Raw genomic sequence first — 18,013 nt, 5'->3', positions numbered from 1 at the left:
TTATTCAAATCCGGTGAAAGGCAGGAACGGCACTGCGGCGCCCTTGAGCACTTGCTGCTCGCACTCAACAATCACCAGGCCATCGGCCCAACAGGCGGCGACGAGCATCGCCGAGCTTTGCTGGGGGTGCAGGATGGCGCGCAGTTGCCCGTCGCTGCCGGGACTCAAACGTGCGCGCAGGTACTGGCGGCGTTTGTTGGGTTTGAGCCACTCAAACGCAGCCGGCACGCTGATGGGCACCGGCAGCACCCGTTCCGCGCCTTGAGCGCGCAACAGGAACGGGCGCACCATGATCAGTGCAGTGACCAGCGCGGCCGTCGGATTACCCGGCAAGCCGATCCAGGGTTTGCCCGCCACCTGGCCGAACGCCAAGGGCTTGCCGGGCTGGATTGCCAGGCGCCAGAACTCAATCTTGCCCAGCGCTTGGATCGCTTGTTTGAGATGGTCCTCTTCGCCCACCGACACACCGCCCGTCGTCAGCAGCACGTCACATTCGGAGGAGGCCAGCACCAGCGCATCGCGACTGGCCGCGAGGGCGTCGACCATCACGCCGTAGTCGTGCACCTCCACACCCCAGCCGCGCAGCAGCGCCGCGACCAGGTAGCGATTGCTGTTGTAGATCTGTCCTGGCGCCAGGGACTCACCCGGCTCGCGCAGTTCATCGCCACTGCTGAGCAGGCACACACGCAGTGGCCGGTAGACCTTCACCCGTGGAATGCCCGACGCTGCCAACAGGCCGATTTCCTGGGCCCGCAGGCGTTTGCCGGCACTCAACACGCGCTGCCCGCGTTGCAACTCTTCGCCGCGCTTGCGCACGTGTTCGCCCAGGCGCACCGGCGGGCACCAGATGCGCTGGCCGTACACGCGGCAGCGCTCTTGGGGCACTATACTGTCGGCACCTGGAGGCAGCGGCGCACCGGTAAAGATCCGCACGGTTTGCCCCGGCTGCAACGGCACGTCACTGCTGTGCCCGGCGACGATCCGCCCGGCCATTTCCAGGTAACCGCCCTGCTCCGGCACATCGAACGCGCGCAGGGCATAGCCGTCCATGGCGCTGTTGTCCCAACCCGGCAGGTCGATCGGTGAAAACACCTCTTCGGCGGTGACACGCCCGAGGGCCTCGGCCAACGCGATCACCTCAGTGGGCGGTGGCGGCGGTGCCTGAGCCAGCAATTGCTCGATGGCCTCCTCTACCGGCAGCAGGTCGCCGCTGTCGCACGGGTTCATGGCCGTGCCTCACAGGCTTCTAGCGGTTGATCAAGTTGCGGCTTGAGATGCGGCACGAAGTTGCACGGGCCGGTGCGGCTGTCCAGTTGGCCGACCAGGATCTGGTCCCAGGCCGTGCGACAAGCGCCCGGTGAACCGGGCATGCAGCACACCAACACGCCGTTGCTGAAACCGGCCAGGGCACGGGACTGCAAAGTCGACATGCCGATTTCAGCCAAGGACACCTGGCGGAACAACTCACCGAACCCATCCACCTGTTTGTCCAGCAACGGCAACACGGCTTGAGGGGTGTTGTCACGGACGGTGAAGCCGGTGCCGCCGGTCATCAGCACGACTTGCACCTGAGGGTCGGCAATCCACTGGGAGACACGCGCGCGGATCTGGTAGATGTCATCCATCAGGATGCCGCGATCGATCAACCTATGGCCGGCACGTTGCAGGCGGTCCACCAGGGTTTGTCCGGAAGTGTCGGTGTCGTAGGTGCGGGTGTCGCTGATGGTCAACACCGCGATGTTCAGAGAGACAAAACTGCGTTGGGTGAGATGGGCCATGGTCCAGGCTCCAGGTATTGAAAAGATGCATTCAGCCTGCGCCGCATTGGGCGCAGGGCCTATTCCTCGAAGGAGGTATACCGTCAGGGGGCCAGGCGCGTGCGTTGCCACTTGCCGTCGAGCAGGCGGTAGTCGAGGCGGTCATGCAGGCGGTCAGGTCGCCCCTGCCAGAACTCGATACGCCGGGGTTGCAGGCAGAAGCCACCCCAATAGTCGGGCCGAGGCGGTTGCCGACCGGCGAAACGCTCGGTGACCTCACGCAGGCGCGCTTCCAACTCGTTGCGATGAGCCAAGGGTTGGCTCTGGGGCGAGGCCCAACTGCCCAACTGGCTGGCGGCCGGGCGCGCATCGAAATAGTCGTCCGACAACTCGGCGGCGGCCTTCACCACCGGACCTTCGATCCGCACCTGACGCTCCACGCCCGGCCAGAAAAACGTCATGGCGGCATGGGGGTTGTCCGCCAGTTCCTGGCCCTTGGCGCTCTGGTAGTTGCCAAAAAAGAAAAACCCGTCGGCGCCAAAACCCTTGAGCAACAGGATGCGGCAATGGGCATGGCCGTGGCTATCCACCGTGGCCAGGGCCATGCTGTTGGCCTCGGCCGGGGGGACCTCGGTCTTGCGTGCCTGGTCCAGCCACTGGCCGAACAGTACCAGTGGATTGTCCTGCGAGCAGTCGTCGCGAAGGCCGTAAAGGGTGTAGTTGCGGCGCAGTTGCGCAAGGGACAGGGGCATGGCGCGGTCCTCCAGGAAGTTCGCCACAGTGTGGGAACTGCCACGCCGTTATCCCTTGACCGTGATCAACACTCGGCCGCGGCATGACGCCGCATGAGGGGCCACCCAAATCATTTGGCGACGGCCTTTTCTAGCCCGGATGCCCATCGACCCGCGCCTGCCACAGCATCGGCCCATAGTGCCACAGGTACAGGCCCAAGCCGACGGACCAGCACAGGCCCGCCAACCACAACGCCGTCATGGGCCAGATCAGCACCAGCAACACTCGGCACACACATGCAAGGTTCAGCAAGACAAACGCCAAGGTCATCCCCGCCGGCGGTTGCAGCGGCCGGCCAGTATGGCCCAGGCTGACCCGCGCGATCATCGCCAGGATCAACCCGGCCATCGCCCCAATGGTCAGGGCATGCACGGCCAGGCTTGGATTGAAAGGCGCGCCGAAATGCCATAGCGCCATGCCCAGGCACGCCAGCGCGAGCCATGCATACGCCAGGTGCAGAGACCACAGCAACGGCACTCGCCAGAGGCCGCGATCCTGCCAACGCAGCAGGCGTAACAGATGGCCCAGGGCCAAGGCGCCGAATAACACGCCAAACCAGAGATTGGGCATCAAGGCCCATCCGCTGGCATACAACAACGCCACCAGAATCGAACCACCCAGCAGCAGGTGATCCAGCCAAGGCCAGGGTTTGACCGCCTTGGCCCGGCCCAGACCACGCTGGGTGAAAAACGGAATCACGCGGCCACCGATCAATCCCATCATCGCCGCTACCAACCACAAGCCGGTGAGTACCGACTGGCGCTGCAGACCAGGGTCGAACAGCGATAGCCCGTCAGCCAAGGCCAGCAAGACCAACACCAGCACAATCGGGTAATTGCGCGTCTGCCGGACCTTCCACAGCGTCCACCCCATCACCCCGGCAACCGCCAGCGGAAAGCCCAACTCCAGCGCGACCAGCAATGGCAATGGAATATTCAGCAACCAACCCACACGCGCCACCAGCCACAGTGCCGCCAACACGGCCAAGGGCACACCGCTGAGGCCGGGGCGGCCGGTCCAGGTCTGCACCGCCGTCAGCAGAAACCCGGCGATGATCGCCAAGCCGAAGCCGAACAGCAGTTCATGCCGATGCCAGGCCAGCCAGCCACCGGCCGGCTGCCACTCGCCAGTCAGACCGCCCAGGGCCAACAGCCACAACGGCACCGCCAGCGCAGCCAACAGACACGCACCGAGAAAAAACGGCCGAAAGGCCAAGCGGAACAACGGGGTTATCGACATTGCCTTGCGTCGATCCAGTACGTGCATGCTGCGGCTCCTCAACTCATCATCGGTCTCTGTAGCGAGGGTTTTACCAAGTGAGGTAAAACATGCTCTTGGCCAACACCACAATCGCAACCATATGCCCAAACAAACTCAGGTGCACAAACCGCAGATACCCCGGCCCCGCACGCCCCCGTCGCATGCGCAACATCGTCAGCAGAAAGTGCAGCAATACGCTTGCCGCAAGGATCAGCTTGAGGGTCAGCAAAGTCCCGAAAGACGAGGCGAAAGGCGCGCCCAGTGCCGGCAGGTAACGCAGCCAGACCATGCCCAGGCCGGCACCGAACAGCACCAGCAACACCCAGGGCATCAGCACCTTGGCGCGCTGGCCGACGCCCTGCTCTACCCGCACCATCACCCGTGCGGGCAGTTGAGGGTGCAGTCGCGCCAGGATCAGCACTTCGAAAAACACCGTGCCGATAAAGATCAGCGCGGCGAACAGATGGGCCAGCAGAAACAGCAGGTAAAGCATGGTGGCCTCGCAGGTCGCGTCGAGGCTCCAGTGTGGTCGGCCTGACGCTGCCAAACCTTGATGCCGATCAAGCTAAACGCGCACGCCGAGCATGCCGGCGGTAATGACCAGTGTCACCAGCACACCGATCCCGATCACCGTCCAGGTCAAGGTCGCGCAACGTGTTTCGCTCACCCCATGGTTGCGCAGTACCCCGCGCAAACCGCAGGCCAGGTGCGCGATCAGCAGGAACACCGCCAGGGAGTAATGCGGCACCAGGCGGATGCTCCAGGCATCGGCCAGCAAGCCCACCGGTTCGGCCACGGCCCACGCGTAATCGGTGTCGGTGCCGAAGTAGCGTGCCAGGGTGAACACTGAGTTGATATGAGAGGCGATAAACAGCGCCAGGTAAGCGCCGGATGCCGTCTGCAAGGCATCCAGCAGGTCGGCGCGCTGCTGGGTCCTGGGGCGGATCAGCACCAGGCCGCTGAGTATCTGGAAGAAGAACGTGACAATGATGATCGGCTCCAGCCAGCCATTGCGGTAGACCCCGCGCAACACCTCCATCACCGCCCGATGTGCATCGCTGCCCAGCACGCCGAACAAATGGTTGAACAGATGTGGCGCCAGGAACACCAACAGGATCGCCACCGACGCAATGCCATGGGCAACCCGCAGCTTGACGTAGGTACGCGCGTGCCGACTGAAGTCAATGCTCGGCAATGTGCTCGACACCATCGAGAAGTAGGCGATCAACGCCAGCCACAGGCCGCTCCACACCCAGAGGTCATGGCCATTGATCTTCATCAGGTACAACAACACGCCCATCAGCGTGTAGGCCGGCGGCGCGGCTACGGCCAGGCAGGCCAGGCGCCGGGCAAGTACCAGGCGTGCCGTCATCACTGGCTGCATGCCGGTGACGAAGACGCAGTAGAACGCCAGAATCGGCACCGCATAGGCACTCAACATCAACGCCAGCGTCACCGGCGCGCCAGCCTCGGCGACATGGGCCTGGTTGCTCCATTGCAGCGCCCAGGGGTAATAGAGCGCGGCAGCGAATGGCAGCAGCCAGAGCCATTCGAGCCGGGTGTGGGTGAGCTTTTGTACGCGTGACATGACAACGTCCTTACTCATGGATTTTCCCTCGCGACCCTACGGGCTGGGCCGCGGAAAACCCAGGTCCAATCCCACGCTTTTTGCCTACTCCACTGCGTTAGAGCAACGGGATGCTGTAGCTGACGATCAACCGTGTCTCGTCCTTGTCGGCCGTGTCGTTACCGCGCAGTACCGCGCTGCGCCAGGTAAATCCCAGGCCTTTCAAGGTGCCGGTGGGGATCACGTAATCCAGGCGCAAGTCGCGCTCCCATTCACGATTGTCGCGGCTCGCGGTGCGGATATGGCTGCCGTGCAGGTAAGTCACGCTGGAGCGCAGCCCCGGCACGCCAAGGCTGGCAAAGTCATAGGCGTAGCTGCCAACAGTGGCCTGCTCGCCGGCATTCACGAACTTCAGCGACTGGGAATTGGTGATCAGGTACAGGGAGCGGCCCTGGCCCTGGTTGATGTGCGGGAAGTCACTTTGCCCGCTGGTTTTCTGGTAGCCGAGGCCCAGCGAGTGCCCGCTCAAGGCATAGGTGAACATCGCGCTCCACAGGCGGTTGTCGACCTTGCCCGCATTGACGCCCGGCCCGTAGTAACCCGAGCTGACATAACCTTCGCGGCGGCCGGCAGCGCTGCCATTCTTGCCGTCGGCGGTGCTGTAGAAATACCGCAGGTCGCTCTTGAGTTGGCCCACCGGCAGTTGCCAGTTGTGCACCAAACCGAGGAAATGCTGCTGGTAAAAGTTCTCGAGGCTCGCGTAGTAGTACTGCACCTGCAACTGCTTGCTGACGGCGTAGTCCACGCCGCCGTAATAGAACTGGTTGCTCGCCTTGCCTTTGATGGGGTCGTTGGCACCGGCAATCGACAGGCCTTGGCCATTGCTGGAGTTACGGTCCATCACCTGCTCGATCTTGCCGGCGATCAGGTTGACGTCCTTGAAGTCCTTGGACTCCACTTGATACCCCCGGAAGGTCTGGGGCAACAGGCGACCGTCTTCGGTGGTCAGGATGGGCAGCTTGGGCATCAGGCTGCCGGCCTTGAGTTGGGTCTGGGCGATCCGCATCTTGCCGGTGACGCCGGTCTTGCTGAAGTCATGGGCGGCCTTGCCATCGTCCAGCGGGAAGACGCTGCCGGGGGTGTTGTCTGCGCCGGCCTTGCCCGCCCGGCCCGAAGCGTCCAGGCGCAGGCCGTACCACTCTTGCAGATCCACGCCCAGGCCGACCGTGCCCTCGGTGAAGCCCGACTGGTAATTGAACATGAAGGCCTGGCCCCACTCCTTGTCCGAGGCGGCCTTGGCGTTGCGGGTGTCCTGGTTGTAATAGAAATTGCGCAGGTCGAGGCTGGCTTTGCTGTCGTCGATAAAACCCGACGCAGCCGCCTGCTGCGCGGCGCCGAGGGAGACGGCGAGCGCCAAGCAAGTCTTGTGGTTCATAAAGGCTCCGAGAAGTGATTGAGGCGATCCCGCCTGCGCCCTGTTTTTTTGTCGGCCAGGTGCTGCGGCATTCAGCGGGAGCGCGCACGGTATAGGGTTGGGGCACAGGGAAAAAGCCGGCAAAACTGCCAATCACTTTTTCAGTTTGGGTAACAATCCAGCGAACGGTGAGCGCGTATCCAGCAGCGAGGTGCGGATGAAATGCAGATAGCTTTCCACCCGGCGCAACGCCGAGGTTTCGAAGTGCGCCTCGAAGGGTTCTACGCTGTGCTGCACACACTCGATCGCCTGTTCCACGGCGTCCAATGCGCGCCGCCATGGCTTGTGCTCCGGCTTCAGGAACAGGCGAACCAACGCCCGCCCCATGGCGCGCACCGCCTGGCGCCAAGCGGTGGACTCGGCGTAGCAGGCCAGCGTCGGCAGCTGCGCCTGTTCGCGGCGCAGTTCGATAATCGCGTGGCCCACGTCCAGCACCACAAAGGTCCAGCGCAGCAGGCGGTGTTGCACCTGGGGCTGGCCGGCCGACAAGCCATGGGCTTGGTTCAAGAGATCACGCGTGCCGCTTTCGAAGCCTGAGCCCAGCGCCGGCAAAGGCGCATTGATAGCGAACACGACGCGACGGCGCAGGTCCTGTTCCAGACGACGCCACAACCACGGGCTGTTGGGCGGCAGGATGATCGCCCCGGCTGCCGCGCACACCAGCATGCCAAACACCATGGCGAGGTAGTCGTTGATCAGACCATAAGGGTTGTAGAGCGTGGGGTTGCCGGGTATCGAACTGGTGCCGAAAAACACCAGCATGCCCAAGCCGTAGCCCGCCCATTGCGGCTTGGCCAGCAGAAACGAACCGAGCATGATCACCGGCGCAATCACCAGGCACAGCAAGGGGAACCCATCGATCTGCGGGTAGACGAAGAACACTTCGAAAATGCCGATCACCGCCGCTGCCAGCGTCCCGCAGGCAATCTGGAACGACATCCGCCGGGGGTTGGTGGAGAATGCCGACAGCCCCACCGTCAGTGCAGACACCAGGGTCATTGCCGCGCCGCTGGGCCAGGCGGTGGCGATCCACAGGGCACACAACACCAGCAATACCAGCGCTGCACGCAGGCCTGCCGCCACCGCCGCCAGCCAATTGGTCTGGGGTTGGAAAGGCTCGGCCCAGCGCTCACGCACGGGGTGATGGTCGGCCAGGGATGCATGGGTCTGGGCGTAACGGTGCAACTCGTCGGCGAAGCGATAGAGCAGCTCGCACGCCGTGTGAAAGTCCAGCCAATCGTCGGCGTGGGGATGGGCGCGCAACAGCTCGGCGCGCAGGTGACGGATCTGCATCGGCAACCCCTGCGTGTAGCGTTGCAGCCGTGCCGACAGGTGCGCCGCATCCAGGTCCGTCAGTACCTGGCCGGCGAACGGTTCCAGCACCTTGACCAACGCAACCAGGCCTGGGTCGACGGCGTTCAGCACTGCCGTGGCACCGCGCACCTGCAAGCGGTCCAGCAACTGATGCAGGGCATTGAAGCGTGTGGTGATGGCCATGAACTCGACATTGAGGCGATCAAGCCGGCCCTTGCGTCGGCGCAGTGCAGGGTCTTCGAACACGCTGACGCTGCGCAACCCTTCCAGGCCCACCGCTTCGGCAATGAAGCGCAGGTTGCTGGCCTCGAATGCCGCCTGATCGTGGCTGCCGCGCAGCCCTCTCAGCACAAATGCAGCGAAGCGGCCGAAGCGCTGGTAGAGGGTATTGCGCAGGGCGGCGCCTGCCGTATTGGGCAACAGCGTTGCGCTGACCAGGGTGGCGCACAGCACGCCGAGGGTAATTTCCAGCACGCGCCAGACCGCCGCCATGAACACCTGCTCCGGGTGCCCCACCACCGGCAAGCCGACCATGACCGCCGTGTACCCCGCCAACACAAACCCATAGGCACGAAAGTGACGATTGCGCGCCGCACCACACGAACACACGCCCACCCACAACGCCAGGCCAGTCAGGAACAGCTCGGTGCTTTGGGCAAACAGGGCCATCAACAACACCATGAACGCCGACCCCACCAAGGTGCCGATTACGCGATAAACGCTCTTGGCCAGGACATGCCCGCTGAACGGCTGCATCACGATAAACACCGTGGTAATCGCGGTGCTGGGCTGCGGCAATTCCAGGCGCATCGCCAGCCACAGCGCGAGGTACGACGCGATCAGCACCTTGAACAGGTAGACCCACATCACCCCATCGGTGCGCGCCCATTCCAGGAAACCCCGACGCCAGGGCAGCGCTGTCAGCCAGCGCGAAAAATCAGTGAGTGATGGCACGAAAAGACGACTCCCGACAAGCTGGCTGGCACACAAGGCCGGGGAATTTAGGCAGTTGTGCCAGGGTCGGTAAGTCATCCAGAACGTGAATGACTGTTACGCAAAACTCCACAATAAATAGCGTTTACAGCGCCCCGCGTCTTCATGTCACACTGGAAAAACTCGTCATCCCTGGTAAGCCCCGATGGACATTCTGCAGAACATGCGCATCTTCCGTTGCGTCGCCGAAGCCGGCAGTTTCACCAGCGCGGCCTTGCGCCTGAAGACCAACACCACCCACGTTTCGCGCTCGATCTCCAACCTGGAGGCCCACCTGCGCACGCGCCTGTTCAATCGCACCACGCGCCGCATTGCCCTCACCGAATCCGGGCAACGCTACCTGCTGCGGTGCGAGCAGATCCTGCATTCGATCGAAGAAGCCGAAGTGGAAGCCGGCGATGCCCACACCCGTCCTATCGGCCAGCTCAAGGTGCATTCGATGACGGGCATCGGCCAGCATTACGTCGTGGACGCCATCGCCCGTTACCGCCAACACTACCCGGACGTGACCTTCAACCTGAGCATGAGCAACCGTACGCCCGACCTGGTGCATGAAGGTTTCGACGTGTCCATCGTGCTGGCCATCGACTTGCCGGACTCCAGCCATGTTTCGCAAAAACTCGGGACGACCTACAGCATCGTCTGCGCATCGCCTTCCTACGTGATGAATCATGGCATCGCGCAAGTTCCCAAGGACCTGCTCGACCACGCCTGCCTGCGCCTGGTCAGCCCCGTGATCCCCCTGGAGGACTGGACGTTCGACGGTCCCAACGGCAAGGAAAACGTCATCATCACCCACTCGCCGTTCCTGGTGGACTCGGTCGACGCGATGAAGACCGCGATCAGCAATGACATGGGTATCGGTATTCTGCCGGTGCACGCCGCGATCAAGGGACTGCGCAGCGGCAGCCTGGTCCGCGTACTGCCCGACTACCGCCTGGAAGAACTCAGCCTGTACGCCATCTACCCTTCCCGGCATTACCTGGATGCCAAGATCAAGACCTGGGTGGAATACCTGCGCAGCTCCCTGCCGGAAGTGCTCGCCGACCACAAGGCCGTGCTGAAAACCCGCGCGCCGCTCAGTGTCGTCGAGTCATAACGACTACAGCTCGTCATTGCGACTACAAAACCCTGCAGTCAAAATGACCTGATGCATACTATCTTATTGATTTATCTAAAGTTATTAGATGGCATGGTTCCTGATGGCTGTGAAGTGAATCTTCGACACCCACAGAGAGATCACCATGAGCAATGAATTCAACCAACGCCTTGCCGTTGTCACCGGCGCCAGTTCCGGTATCGGCCTGGCCGTGACCCAGCGCCTGCTCGAACGCGGTGCGAAGGTGGTGGCGATGTCGCGTCAATGGGGTGGGCTTGGCGAGCTGGCCGAGACGTTTGGCGAGCAGTTGTCGTGGCTCAGCGGCGATGTCACCAAGGCTGCCGACCTGGCACGCCTGGCGCAATTGGCAGCATCGATCGGCCCGGTGGATTGCCTGGTGCCAAACGCGGGGATTGCACAGCTGGCCGACGGGCTCGACCTGGCGGCGTTTGACCGACAATGGGCGGTCAACGGGGCCGGCGCGCTGAACACCCTGGGCAGCCTGCGCGGGCAGTTGGCAGCGCAGGCGTCGGTCGTGTTCATCGGGACGTTCCTGGAGCAGGTGACCTTTCCCGGATTGGCCGCCTACATTGCCTCAAAAGCCGCGTTGCGGGCCCAGGTTCGCACCCTTGCGGTGGAGCTGGCGCCCCACGGCATTCGGCTGAACATGGTCTCGCCCGGCCCGACCGCCACCCCGATCTGGAGCACGCTGGGGCTCAATGACGAGACACTCGGCTCCGTGGCGAAGACCGTCAACGCACGGCTGCTCGACGGGCAGTTCCTGGAACCCGGCGCGGTGGCCGATGTGATCCTGTTCCAGCTGAGCCAAGGCGCGCGCAGCGTATTCGGCCAGGACTGGGTGGTGGACGGCGGGTATACCTTGCGCTGATCACGCCCGTGCAGGCAGGCCCTTGGCATCGCTGAATGCCAGGGCCTTCCAGGCAATCACCAGCAGCGACAACCCGGCAAAGACCAACCCGCAGCCAATCACCCCGGTGGTGCCAAAGGCATTGATGAACAGCCCGCCCATGGACGCGCCGATCACCACGCCGGCATTTGCCGACGACACGTAAAGGCTGGTCGCGAACTCATGCGCCTGGGGTGCCGAAGACGTGAGCCAGACTTGCGTGACGACCAGGCCGCAGGTGTGCGCCGCGCCCCAGAGCAACACGATCACACTCATCGACCCCCACGACAGGCTGCCAAACCCATACAACACCAGGTACGCCGCCGCCAACACCACCGGATACCCCACGGCGGTCACCACCAGGTGTCGACTGAGCAAACGCCCCACCAGCAGATTACCGACCACACCGCCGATGCCAAAGATCACCAGCATCAGGCTGATGGTCTGGCCGTCCATGCCGACCTGGGTCTTGAGGTATTCGGCGGCGTAGCTGTACACCGAAAACATCGTGCTAAATACCAGCACGGTGGCCATGATCGCCAGCCACACCGCGAGGCTGCGCAGCACGGCCAGTTGCTTGCCGAAACTCAACGGCGCCGCGCGCGCATGATCGGGCAGTTTGATCCACACACCCAACGCCGCCACTGCCGTCGCCAGTGCACAAAAATAGAACGAGGCTTCATAGGAAATACGCGCGCCCACCCAGGTAGTCAACGGCACGCCCAGCACCAGCCCGAGGGTGGTACCCACTACTGCCAGGGCCGTGGCATGGGCCGCGCGCTCCTTGGGGTACAGCGAGACAGCCGTGGAAAATGCCGCAGCAAAAAACACCGGGTGCAGCATGGCCGGGATCACGCGCAGCGCCATCAGCGTTTCGAAGTTCGGCGCGAACGCCGACAACACACTGCACACCGAGAACCCCAGCAATGCCCCCACCAGGATCTTCTTGCGCGCCAGCCGCGAGGCCAGCAACACCAGGAACGGCCCCAGCACCGCGACGATCAACGCAAACAAGCCCATCAACCACCCCGCCTGGGACACGCTGATACCGAAACGCTCGACGATCATCGGCAAAATGCCCACCACGCCAAACTCCAACGTGTACAGGCCGAACAATCCAAGAATGAGGTAGATCACGGGCTGACCTCGATCACCACTTTGCCGAAAGCGCCACGCTGCAAATGGGCGAAGGCTTGAGGCACCTCGGTAAACCGGTAGGTGTGGTCGATCACCGGGGCAAGGGTGTGTCGATCCACCCTGCGGATCAGGTCTTCAAGGGCGCGGCGCGGGCCCACGGCCACGCCGACGATGGATGCGCGCTTGGCCAGCAGGCTCATCAGCGGCGCGCTCAACTGGTAACTCTCCAGCAAGCCGATCACCGAGATACGCCCGCCGTTGGCCACCGCTTGCAGTGAGCGCGCCAGGTTGTCGCCGCCGGCCATTTCCAGCACATGCTCGGCGCCGCGTCCGCCGGTGAGTTCCAGCACCGCGGTGTGCCAGTCCGGCACGCGCCCACGGTGGATGCCATGGGTCGCTCCCAACTCAACGGCACGCGCAATTTTTTCATCGCTGCTGCTGGTGATGATCACGCGGGCGCCGTGGGCCGCCGCCAGTTGCACGGCAAACAGCGACACGCCGCCGGTGCCTTGCACCACGACGGTCTGGCCGGCGTGCAGGTGGCCGAGTTCAACCAGGGCCATCCAGGCGGTCAACCCCGCCACGGGCAAGGTGCTGGCTTGAGCAGCGCTCAGCGAGCGTGGCGCCAGTACGCACCACTCGGCCGGGGTGGCCACGTATTCGGCGAGCATACCGGGGATCGGACCGCCTTGTGGCGGGGCCTCGGCCCAGGACAAGGGCTGGCCATCGATCCAGCCGGCAAAGAAGCTCGACAGCACCTGGTCGCCCACTTTGAAGCGTTGCACGCCCTCGCCCACCGCCACTACCGTGCCCGTCATGTCCGAGGCCGGGGTGAAGGGAAATTGCAGGCTGGCGCCCATGCCGTTTTCCGCCACTTCGGCATCACGGTAGTTGAGCGATACCGCCGCAACGCGCACCAGCACTTCCCCGGCCTTGGCGACCGGTCGCGGCACGCGGGCCAGGTGCAAGGTGTGAAGACCAAAGCTCGGGATTTCCCAGCGCTGCATCATGTTGGTCATGTTCAAGTCTCTCGTGAAGGATTTGGCGCAAGGATAAGAACCGCGCTTCACGGGATTAAGTAGGGGCGGGCTCCTGTGTCTGCGGAGCTTTCATTCCGCAATGCCGGCAATTGCGCTAGGGTAGCGGCACTTCCCGTCGCCAATCGGTGCATCGATGGACAGCCTCACCACCCTGAATGCCTTTGTGCAGGTCGCGCACACCCACAGTTTTGTCGGCGCCGGCCGTGTGTTGGGCGTTACTGCATCGGCGGTCGGCAAGAGCGTGGCGCGGCTGGAGGAGCGCCTGGGCGTCCGGCTGTTCCACCGCAGTACGCGCAGCGTGACCCTGACCGCCGAGGGCGAACTGTTCCTGGAGCGCAGCCAGCGCATCCTGCTGGAGATCGAGGAAGCCGAGGCGGAGTTGTCCCAGGTCAGCCAGGCTCCCCGTGGCCGTCTCAAGGTCAGCCTGCCGCTGGTGGGTCATCCGTTTCTGCCGGTACTGGCCGACTTCAAGAAGGACTATCCCGACGTCGAGTTGGACCTGAGCTTCACCGACCGCCGCGTGGACGTGGTGGAAGAAGGCTACGACGCGGTGCTGCGCAGCGGTGAAGCGCCGGACTCGCGCTTGAGCTCACGTCTGGTCGGGGACTACCGGATGATCGTCGTGGCAGCCCCTGCCTACCTCGCCAGCCGAGGCACGCCTGGGCAACCGAGTGACCTGGCCGCGCACAGCTGCATCCTGTTCCGCTTCCCCAATACCGGCAAGTTGCAACGCTGGCCGCTGCGCCAGGACGGCCTCGAGCTGGACATGCAGTTGCCCGCCGCGATGATCTGCAACAACCTTGAAGCCAGGGTGTGCTTTGCGCGCCAGGGCGTTGGCCTCGCTTACTTGCCTGACTTTGCCATACGTGAATGGCTCGAAAGCGGCGAATTGGTGCAGGTGCTGCACGACTGCACCGAGCGCGGCAGCTTTCGCATGATGTGGCCATCGAGCCGGCACCCGTCGCCCAAGCTACGCGTGTTTATCGACTTTCTCAAAGCGCGGCTGTTTGCCTGATCAGGCGTGATCAAACCGCTCACGCGCACGGCGGAATTCATCGCCCTTCTCCACCACCCAGGTCCACAACGGGATCATATGCACCAGCAGTTCCGTGCCCAGGCTCGACAGCTCGTATTCGACCCTGGGCGGTACTTCGCGAAAGTCATGGCGCAGCACTAAACCGTCACGTTCCAGCTGGCGCAAGGTGCGGGTCAGCATGCGTTGGGTCACGCCCTGCATGCGCCGGCCGATCTCGGCGTGACGCAGGCGCCCGCTCACCCCCAACACATGCACGATGCCCAAGGACCAGCGGTTTCCCGCGTGGGTCAGCACCTCGCGCTTGAGGCCATCGTCGTCGGCGCTGAGTGCGTCGCAGGCGGCTTGCGAGCGGCGGATGATCTCGTCGTTATCCATGGAAGAGCCTCGGTATCACGGGTGTGCCTTCTTATGCGCAGCGATTAATTCTGCAAGCATGCCACGACTTTCCACACAGACGGAGCCTCCTATGACCCCCTCTTCTCTCCTGGTACTCGGTGCCGGCGAACTGGGCATGGCCGTGTTGCACGCACTGGCCGAGCTGGCCGAACCCCGCACCACACGCATCGCTGTGCTGCTGCGCCCCGCCAGCCTGCACTCGGCGGCGGCCAACACCCTGCGTGAGCGCGGTGTAGAGCTGGTCGCCGGCGATCTACAGAACGATAGCCAACGTGCGCTCGCCGAACGGTTTGCGCCTTTCCACACTGTGATCTGCTGCACCGGTTTCGCCGCCGGCCCCGGCACCCAACGCAAGCTGGCACGCGCGGCCATTGAAGGCGGCGTGCAGCGCTATGTGCCGTGGCAATTCGGTGTGGACTACGACGTGATCGGTCGTGGCAGCCCGCAAGACACGTTCGACGAACAGCTGGATGTGCGCGACCTGCTGCGCGGGCAACAGGCCACGCAATGGCTGATCATCTCCACCGGCATGTTCACCAGTTTTCTGTTCGAGCCGTCATTTGGCGTAGTCGACCTGGCGCAAAACCGCGTGCATGCCCTGGGCGACTGGAACACCGCCGTCACGGTTACCACACCGGAGGATATTGGCCGGTTGACCGCGCGCATCGTGCTGGCCGACCCGGCGCTGAGCAATCAGGTGGTGTTCACCGCCGGCGACACCCTGACTTATGGGCAATTGGCGGACACCGTGGATGCCACCCTCGGCCTGCAACTCCAGCGCGAAGCCTGGTCGGTGCCGACGCTGCTGGCCGAGTTGGCCCAGGACCCCGACGACAACCTGAAGAAGTACCGCGCCGTATTCGCCCAGGGCAACGGCGTGGCCTGGGACCCCGCCGTGACCTTCAATGCCGGGCAGCGCATTGCGGTGACAGGCGTCGAGCAATGGATCCGACAGCACCTCAAGGCACCGACGACCACCCACTGAAACCACCCGACGCCTTTAACGGGCACCAGGCGAAATCCCAGGGAGACGGCGGTAACGCCTGCGGTTCGGCCCCGAAAAAGCGGGGGTCTTTCCAATCGACAACCCGTGACGCCTGCCAGGCCAGGGCCACTCCCTGGGCCTGGCTTACGTCCGTATTGACCCAGCGCGCGGCAGCCGCCGCCATGAACGCCTCGATCGGTTCGTCATCGATCTGCGCCCGATACGGCGAGCCCAGCAGCCAACGGCAGACATTCAGGTGATAGGTCCAATCCAGCGGTGGCCGGTGGCGATAAGCCCAGGTCATGAAGCTGCGGAACAGGTTCAATCCTTCAGGCGGATCCAGCTTGAGCAGCGCCGGGCAGATATCGAACAGGGTGTGCCAATACGGCAACAACCGCGCATCCAGGTGCACGAAGTTGCGGGAATTACTCGGGTATTCAGGCGGCGCCGGTTCCGCGTGCAGGCGGCGGGACGCCTTGCTGACCAGGCGGCTGGCGCCTGCGGGCAACAGGTGGTTCATGAAACGCACTCACAGTCATGACGAGGGAATGCCTCCCGATCACGGGAGGCCCAAGGCATACGTCAGAATGCGGGGGAAGCGCGGGGGTTGGCCGACGGCCAGGAATAGCGCGGCGGCGCCTTGTTGCGCCGTTCGTGGGCCGGGCGCGGGGTTTGTCCCAGGCCGAGCAACCAGACCAGGCCGACCAAAAACACCAGGGCGACCGTCAAGGCGTTGCAGACCGGGCAGGCAAAGTAGTTCGAGATGTTGCTGGAAGACGGGCTGCCCAACCCTTTGTCGGAAAGTGGCGCTGGCTTGCCGTCCACCGAACAGAACGCCCCGCCGATGCCATTCAACTCTTGGCCCATCATCTGCCCATGCCCCAGACCGCAGACGAATAGGTTCATCAGCACGCAGAAGTACAGGGCCCAGGCAATCAGGGAACGGTCAGGGTGGCTCAATTTCATGGCGGCGACTCTACCACCAGAGCCGCCCAAGGATGAAGTGTCGCAGGCCCCTGTGGCAGAACGTCGCAGATTACGTGCACTTCCCAGGGTTGGTAGACTGGGCGCCCTCAAAGCCTGACGTATTGATCCAGAGCAATGCAGGCGTTTCACAGGATGCACAGTTGATGAGTACCTTATTCACCCGCCGCAAAGTGCTGACCGGAATGGGCCTGCTGGGCCTGGGCAGCCTGCTGGGCGGCTGTGACTACAGCCCCAAGCTGAACTTCAAGTACGGCAAGGACCTGAGCGACAAGATCATGGGCCGTACCTTCAAGCTCAAGAACACCGACGGCGAAACCGTCACCTTGAGCTCGTTCCGTGGCCTGATGCCGGTGGTGTTCTTCGGTTTCACCCAATGCCCGGCCGTGTGCCCGACCACCCTGGCGCGCGCTGCGCAGGCCAAGAAGCTGATGGGCCGCGACGGCGAAATCATGCAAGTGGTGTTCATCACCCTGGACCCGGAACGCGACACCCCCGAGATTCTCGACAAGTACGTCAAGGCTTTCGATCCGAGCTTCGAAGCGCTGTACGGCACTCCAGAAGAAATCGCCGTGGCCGCCAAGGAGTTCGGGATCTTTTATGAAAAGATCCCCGCCGGCGACACCTACACCCTGTCCCACACCGCCACCAGTTTCGTGTTCGACACCCGTGGCAACCTGCGCCTGGGCCTGCAGGCATCCCTTACCGCTAAAGAGTGCGCAGAAGACCTGCTCACCGTCATGGAGGTCTGCTAATGACTGCCGTTCAACACCTCAAACGCACCCTCATCGGCATGACCCTGCTGGGCCTCGCCGCCCACGCCAGCGCCCAGGTGCAAGTCACCGACGCCTGGGTACGCGCCACCGTGCCGGGCCAGCCGTCCAGCGGCGCGTTCATGACCGTCACCGCCGACACTGACAGCAAACTGCTGAGCGTGGCCTCGCCGGTGGCCAAGGACGTGCAGATCCATGAAATGAGCATGAAGGACGACGTCATGCGCATGGGCCCGGTGGACTCGGTAGCCCTGCCTGCCGGCAAGGCCGTGACCCTCGACCCCAATGGCTACCACGTAATGCTGATGGGCCTGACCGGCCAGATCAAGGAAGGCGACCAAGTACCGCTGACCCTCACCGTACAAAATGCCAAGGGCGAAAAGCAGGCAATTGAAGTGAAGGCCCCGGCCCGTGGCGTGGATGGGATGGATCACAGCAAGATGCATTGAGGCATGGGCTTCTGTGGTGACCGGGCAAACCTGCCCACCACAAAGCCCTG

The 18,013-nt window shown here is 63.4% G+C and carries 19 protein-coding genes; 6 read left to right on the top strand and 13 right to left on the bottom strand.

Going from position 1 to position 18,013, the window contains the following annotated elements; genetic code table 11:
* From glp to ACP7BX_RS16015, 8 genes are all read right to left on the bottom strand, one after another.
* Positions 1-1,227 carry a gephyrin-like molybdotransferase Glp gene (glp, locus tag ACP7BX_RS16050; RefSeq protein ID WP_426160689.1) on the bottom strand — a complete coding sequence of 409 codons (1,227 nt, stop codon included), beginning with the start codon at positions 1,225-1,227 and terminating at the stop codon, positions 1-3.
* Positions 1,224-1,778, bottom strand: coding sequence for a molybdenum cofactor biosynthesis protein B (moaB, locus tag ACP7BX_RS16045; protein WP_426160688.1), 555 nt, complete (start codon positions 1,776-1,778; stop codon positions 1,224-1,226). The genes glp and moaB overlap by 4 nt, the downstream gene beginning before the upstream one ends.
* An 83-nt stretch (positions 1,779-1,861) precedes the next feature.
* On the bottom strand, positions 1,862-2,509 hold the full coding sequence (pdxH, locus tag ACP7BX_RS16040) for a pyridoxamine 5'-phosphate oxidase (protein ID WP_426160687.1): 648 nt from the start codon (positions 2,507-2,509) through the stop codon (positions 1,862-1,864).
* A 130-nt stretch (positions 2,510-2,639) separates the two neighbouring features.
* A complete protein-coding gene (locus tag ACP7BX_RS16035; protein WP_426160686.1) occupies positions 2,640-3,815 on the bottom strand; it encodes an NnrS family protein in 1,176 nt (391 codons plus the stop codon).
* A gap of 43 nt (positions 3,816-3,858) precedes the next feature.
* On the bottom strand, positions 3,859-4,302 hold the full coding sequence (locus ACP7BX_RS16030) for a hypothetical protein (protein WP_426160684.1): 444 nt from the start codon (positions 4,300-4,302) through the stop codon (positions 3,859-3,861).
* Between the two features lie 72 nt (positions 4,303-4,374).
* Entirely contained in the window at positions 4,375-5,397 is a 1,023-nt protein-coding gene (locus ACP7BX_RS16025; protein ID WP_426160683.1) for a hypothetical protein, read from the bottom strand.
* A gap of 97 nt (positions 5,398-5,494) precedes the next feature.
* Complete coding sequence (locus ACP7BX_RS16020) at positions 5,495-6,811, bottom strand: OprD family porin (RefSeq protein WP_426160682.1); 1,317 nt, start codon at positions 6,809-6,811, stop codon at positions 5,495-5,497.
* A 132-nt stretch (positions 6,812-6,943) separates the two neighbouring features.
* On the bottom strand, positions 6,944-9,118 hold the full coding sequence (locus ACP7BX_RS16015; protein WP_426160681.1) for an FUSC family protein: 2,175 nt from the start codon (positions 9,116-9,118) through the stop codon (positions 6,944-6,946).
* 184 nt (positions 9,119-9,302) lie between these two features.
* On the opposite strand from ACP7BX_RS16015, the gene ACP7BX_RS16010 reads away from it, so the two are divergent.
* The gene (locus ACP7BX_RS16010; RefSeq protein ID WP_314528030.1) at positions 9,303-10,256 is read left to right on the top strand and encodes a LysR family transcriptional regulator; all 954 of its coding nucleotides are present in this window, start codon (positions 9,303-9,305) and stop codon (positions 10,254-10,256) included.
* A gap of 145 nt (positions 10,257-10,401) precedes the next feature.
* Positions 10,402-11,145 (top strand): SDR family NAD(P)-dependent oxidoreductase, encoded by a 744-nt coding sequence (locus tag ACP7BX_RS16005; protein WP_426160680.1) that lies wholly within the window; start codon positions 10,402-10,404, stop codon positions 11,143-11,145.
* Here ACP7BX_RS16005 and ACP7BX_RS16000 read toward each other — a convergent pair whose 3' ends face one another.
* Both ACP7BX_RS16000 and ACP7BX_RS15995 read right to left on the bottom strand, forming a co-directional pair.
* On the bottom strand, positions 11,146-12,300 hold the full coding sequence (locus ACP7BX_RS16000; protein WP_426160679.1) for an MFS transporter: 1,155 nt from the start codon (positions 12,298-12,300) through the stop codon (positions 11,146-11,148).
* Positions 12,297-13,319, bottom strand: coding sequence for a zinc-dependent alcohol dehydrogenase family protein (locus ACP7BX_RS15995; RefSeq protein ID WP_426160678.1), 1,023 nt, complete (start codon positions 13,317-13,319; stop codon positions 12,297-12,299). Before ACP7BX_RS15995 ends, ACP7BX_RS16000 begins: the two co-directional genes overlap by 4 nt.
* A 154-nt stretch (positions 13,320-13,473) precedes the next feature.
* Between ACP7BX_RS15995 and ACP7BX_RS15990 the strand changes: the two genes are divergently transcribed.
* The gene (locus ACP7BX_RS15990; RefSeq protein ID WP_426160677.1) at positions 13,474-14,355 is read left to right on the top strand and encodes a LysR family transcriptional regulator; all 882 of its coding nucleotides are present in this window, start codon (positions 13,474-13,476) and stop codon (positions 14,353-14,355) included.
* Here ACP7BX_RS15990 and ACP7BX_RS15985 read toward each other — a convergent pair whose 3' ends face one another.
* Complete coding sequence (locus tag ACP7BX_RS15985) at positions 14,356-14,751, bottom strand: winged helix-turn-helix transcriptional regulator (protein ID WP_177111421.1); 396 nt, start codon at positions 14,749-14,751, stop codon at positions 14,356-14,358.
* Positions 14,752-14,842: 91 nt separating this feature from the next.
* On the opposite strand from ACP7BX_RS15985, the gene ACP7BX_RS15980 reads away from it, so the two are divergent.
* Positions 14,843-15,757 carry an aromatic alcohol reductase gene (locus tag ACP7BX_RS15980; RefSeq protein ID WP_426160676.1) on the top strand — a complete coding sequence of 305 codons (915 nt, stop codon included), beginning with the start codon at positions 14,843-14,845 and terminating at the stop codon, positions 15,755-15,757.
* Here ACP7BX_RS15980 and ACP7BX_RS15975 read toward each other — a convergent pair.
* A complete protein-coding gene (locus ACP7BX_RS15975) occupies positions 15,732-16,277 on the bottom strand; it encodes a putative natural product biosynthesis protein (protein ID WP_426160675.1) in 546 nt (181 codons plus the stop codon). The two genes, ACP7BX_RS15980 and ACP7BX_RS15975, sit on opposite strands and share 26 nt — an antisense overlap.
* Positions 16,278-16,339: 62 nt before the next feature.
* Complete coding sequence (locus ACP7BX_RS15970) at positions 16,340-16,723, bottom strand: DUF2946 domain-containing protein (RefSeq protein WP_314528045.1); 384 nt, start codon at positions 16,721-16,723, stop codon at positions 16,340-16,342.
* Positions 16,724-16,887: 164 nt separating this feature from the next.
* Here ACP7BX_RS15970 and ACP7BX_RS15965 point away from each other — a divergent pair, with 164 nt between their 5' ends.
* Both ACP7BX_RS15965 and ACP7BX_RS15960 read left to right on the top strand, forming a co-directional pair.
* Complete coding sequence (locus ACP7BX_RS15965; protein ID WP_016976099.1) at positions 16,888-17,496, top strand: SCO family protein; 609 nt, start codon at positions 16,888-16,890, stop codon at positions 17,494-17,496.
* Positions 17,496-17,963 (top strand): copper chaperone PCu(A)C, encoded by a 468-nt coding sequence (locus ACP7BX_RS15960; RefSeq protein WP_033896646.1) that lies wholly within the window; start codon positions 17,496-17,498, stop codon positions 17,961-17,963. The genes ACP7BX_RS15965 and ACP7BX_RS15960 overlap by 1 nt, the downstream gene beginning before the upstream one ends.
* Positions 17,964-18,013 lie beyond the last annotated feature (50 nt).

Origin of the sequence: Pseudomonas sp. DWP3-1-3b3, from assembly GCF_049896305.1 — a bacterium.
Lineage (GTDB): Bacteria > Pseudomonadota > Gammaproteobacteria > Pseudomonadales > Pseudomonadaceae > Aquipseudomonas > Aquipseudomonas azotoformans_A.
The sequence above is the reverse complement of the archived record's forward strand: the minus strand, read 5'-3'. Positions and strand labels throughout refer to the sequence as shown.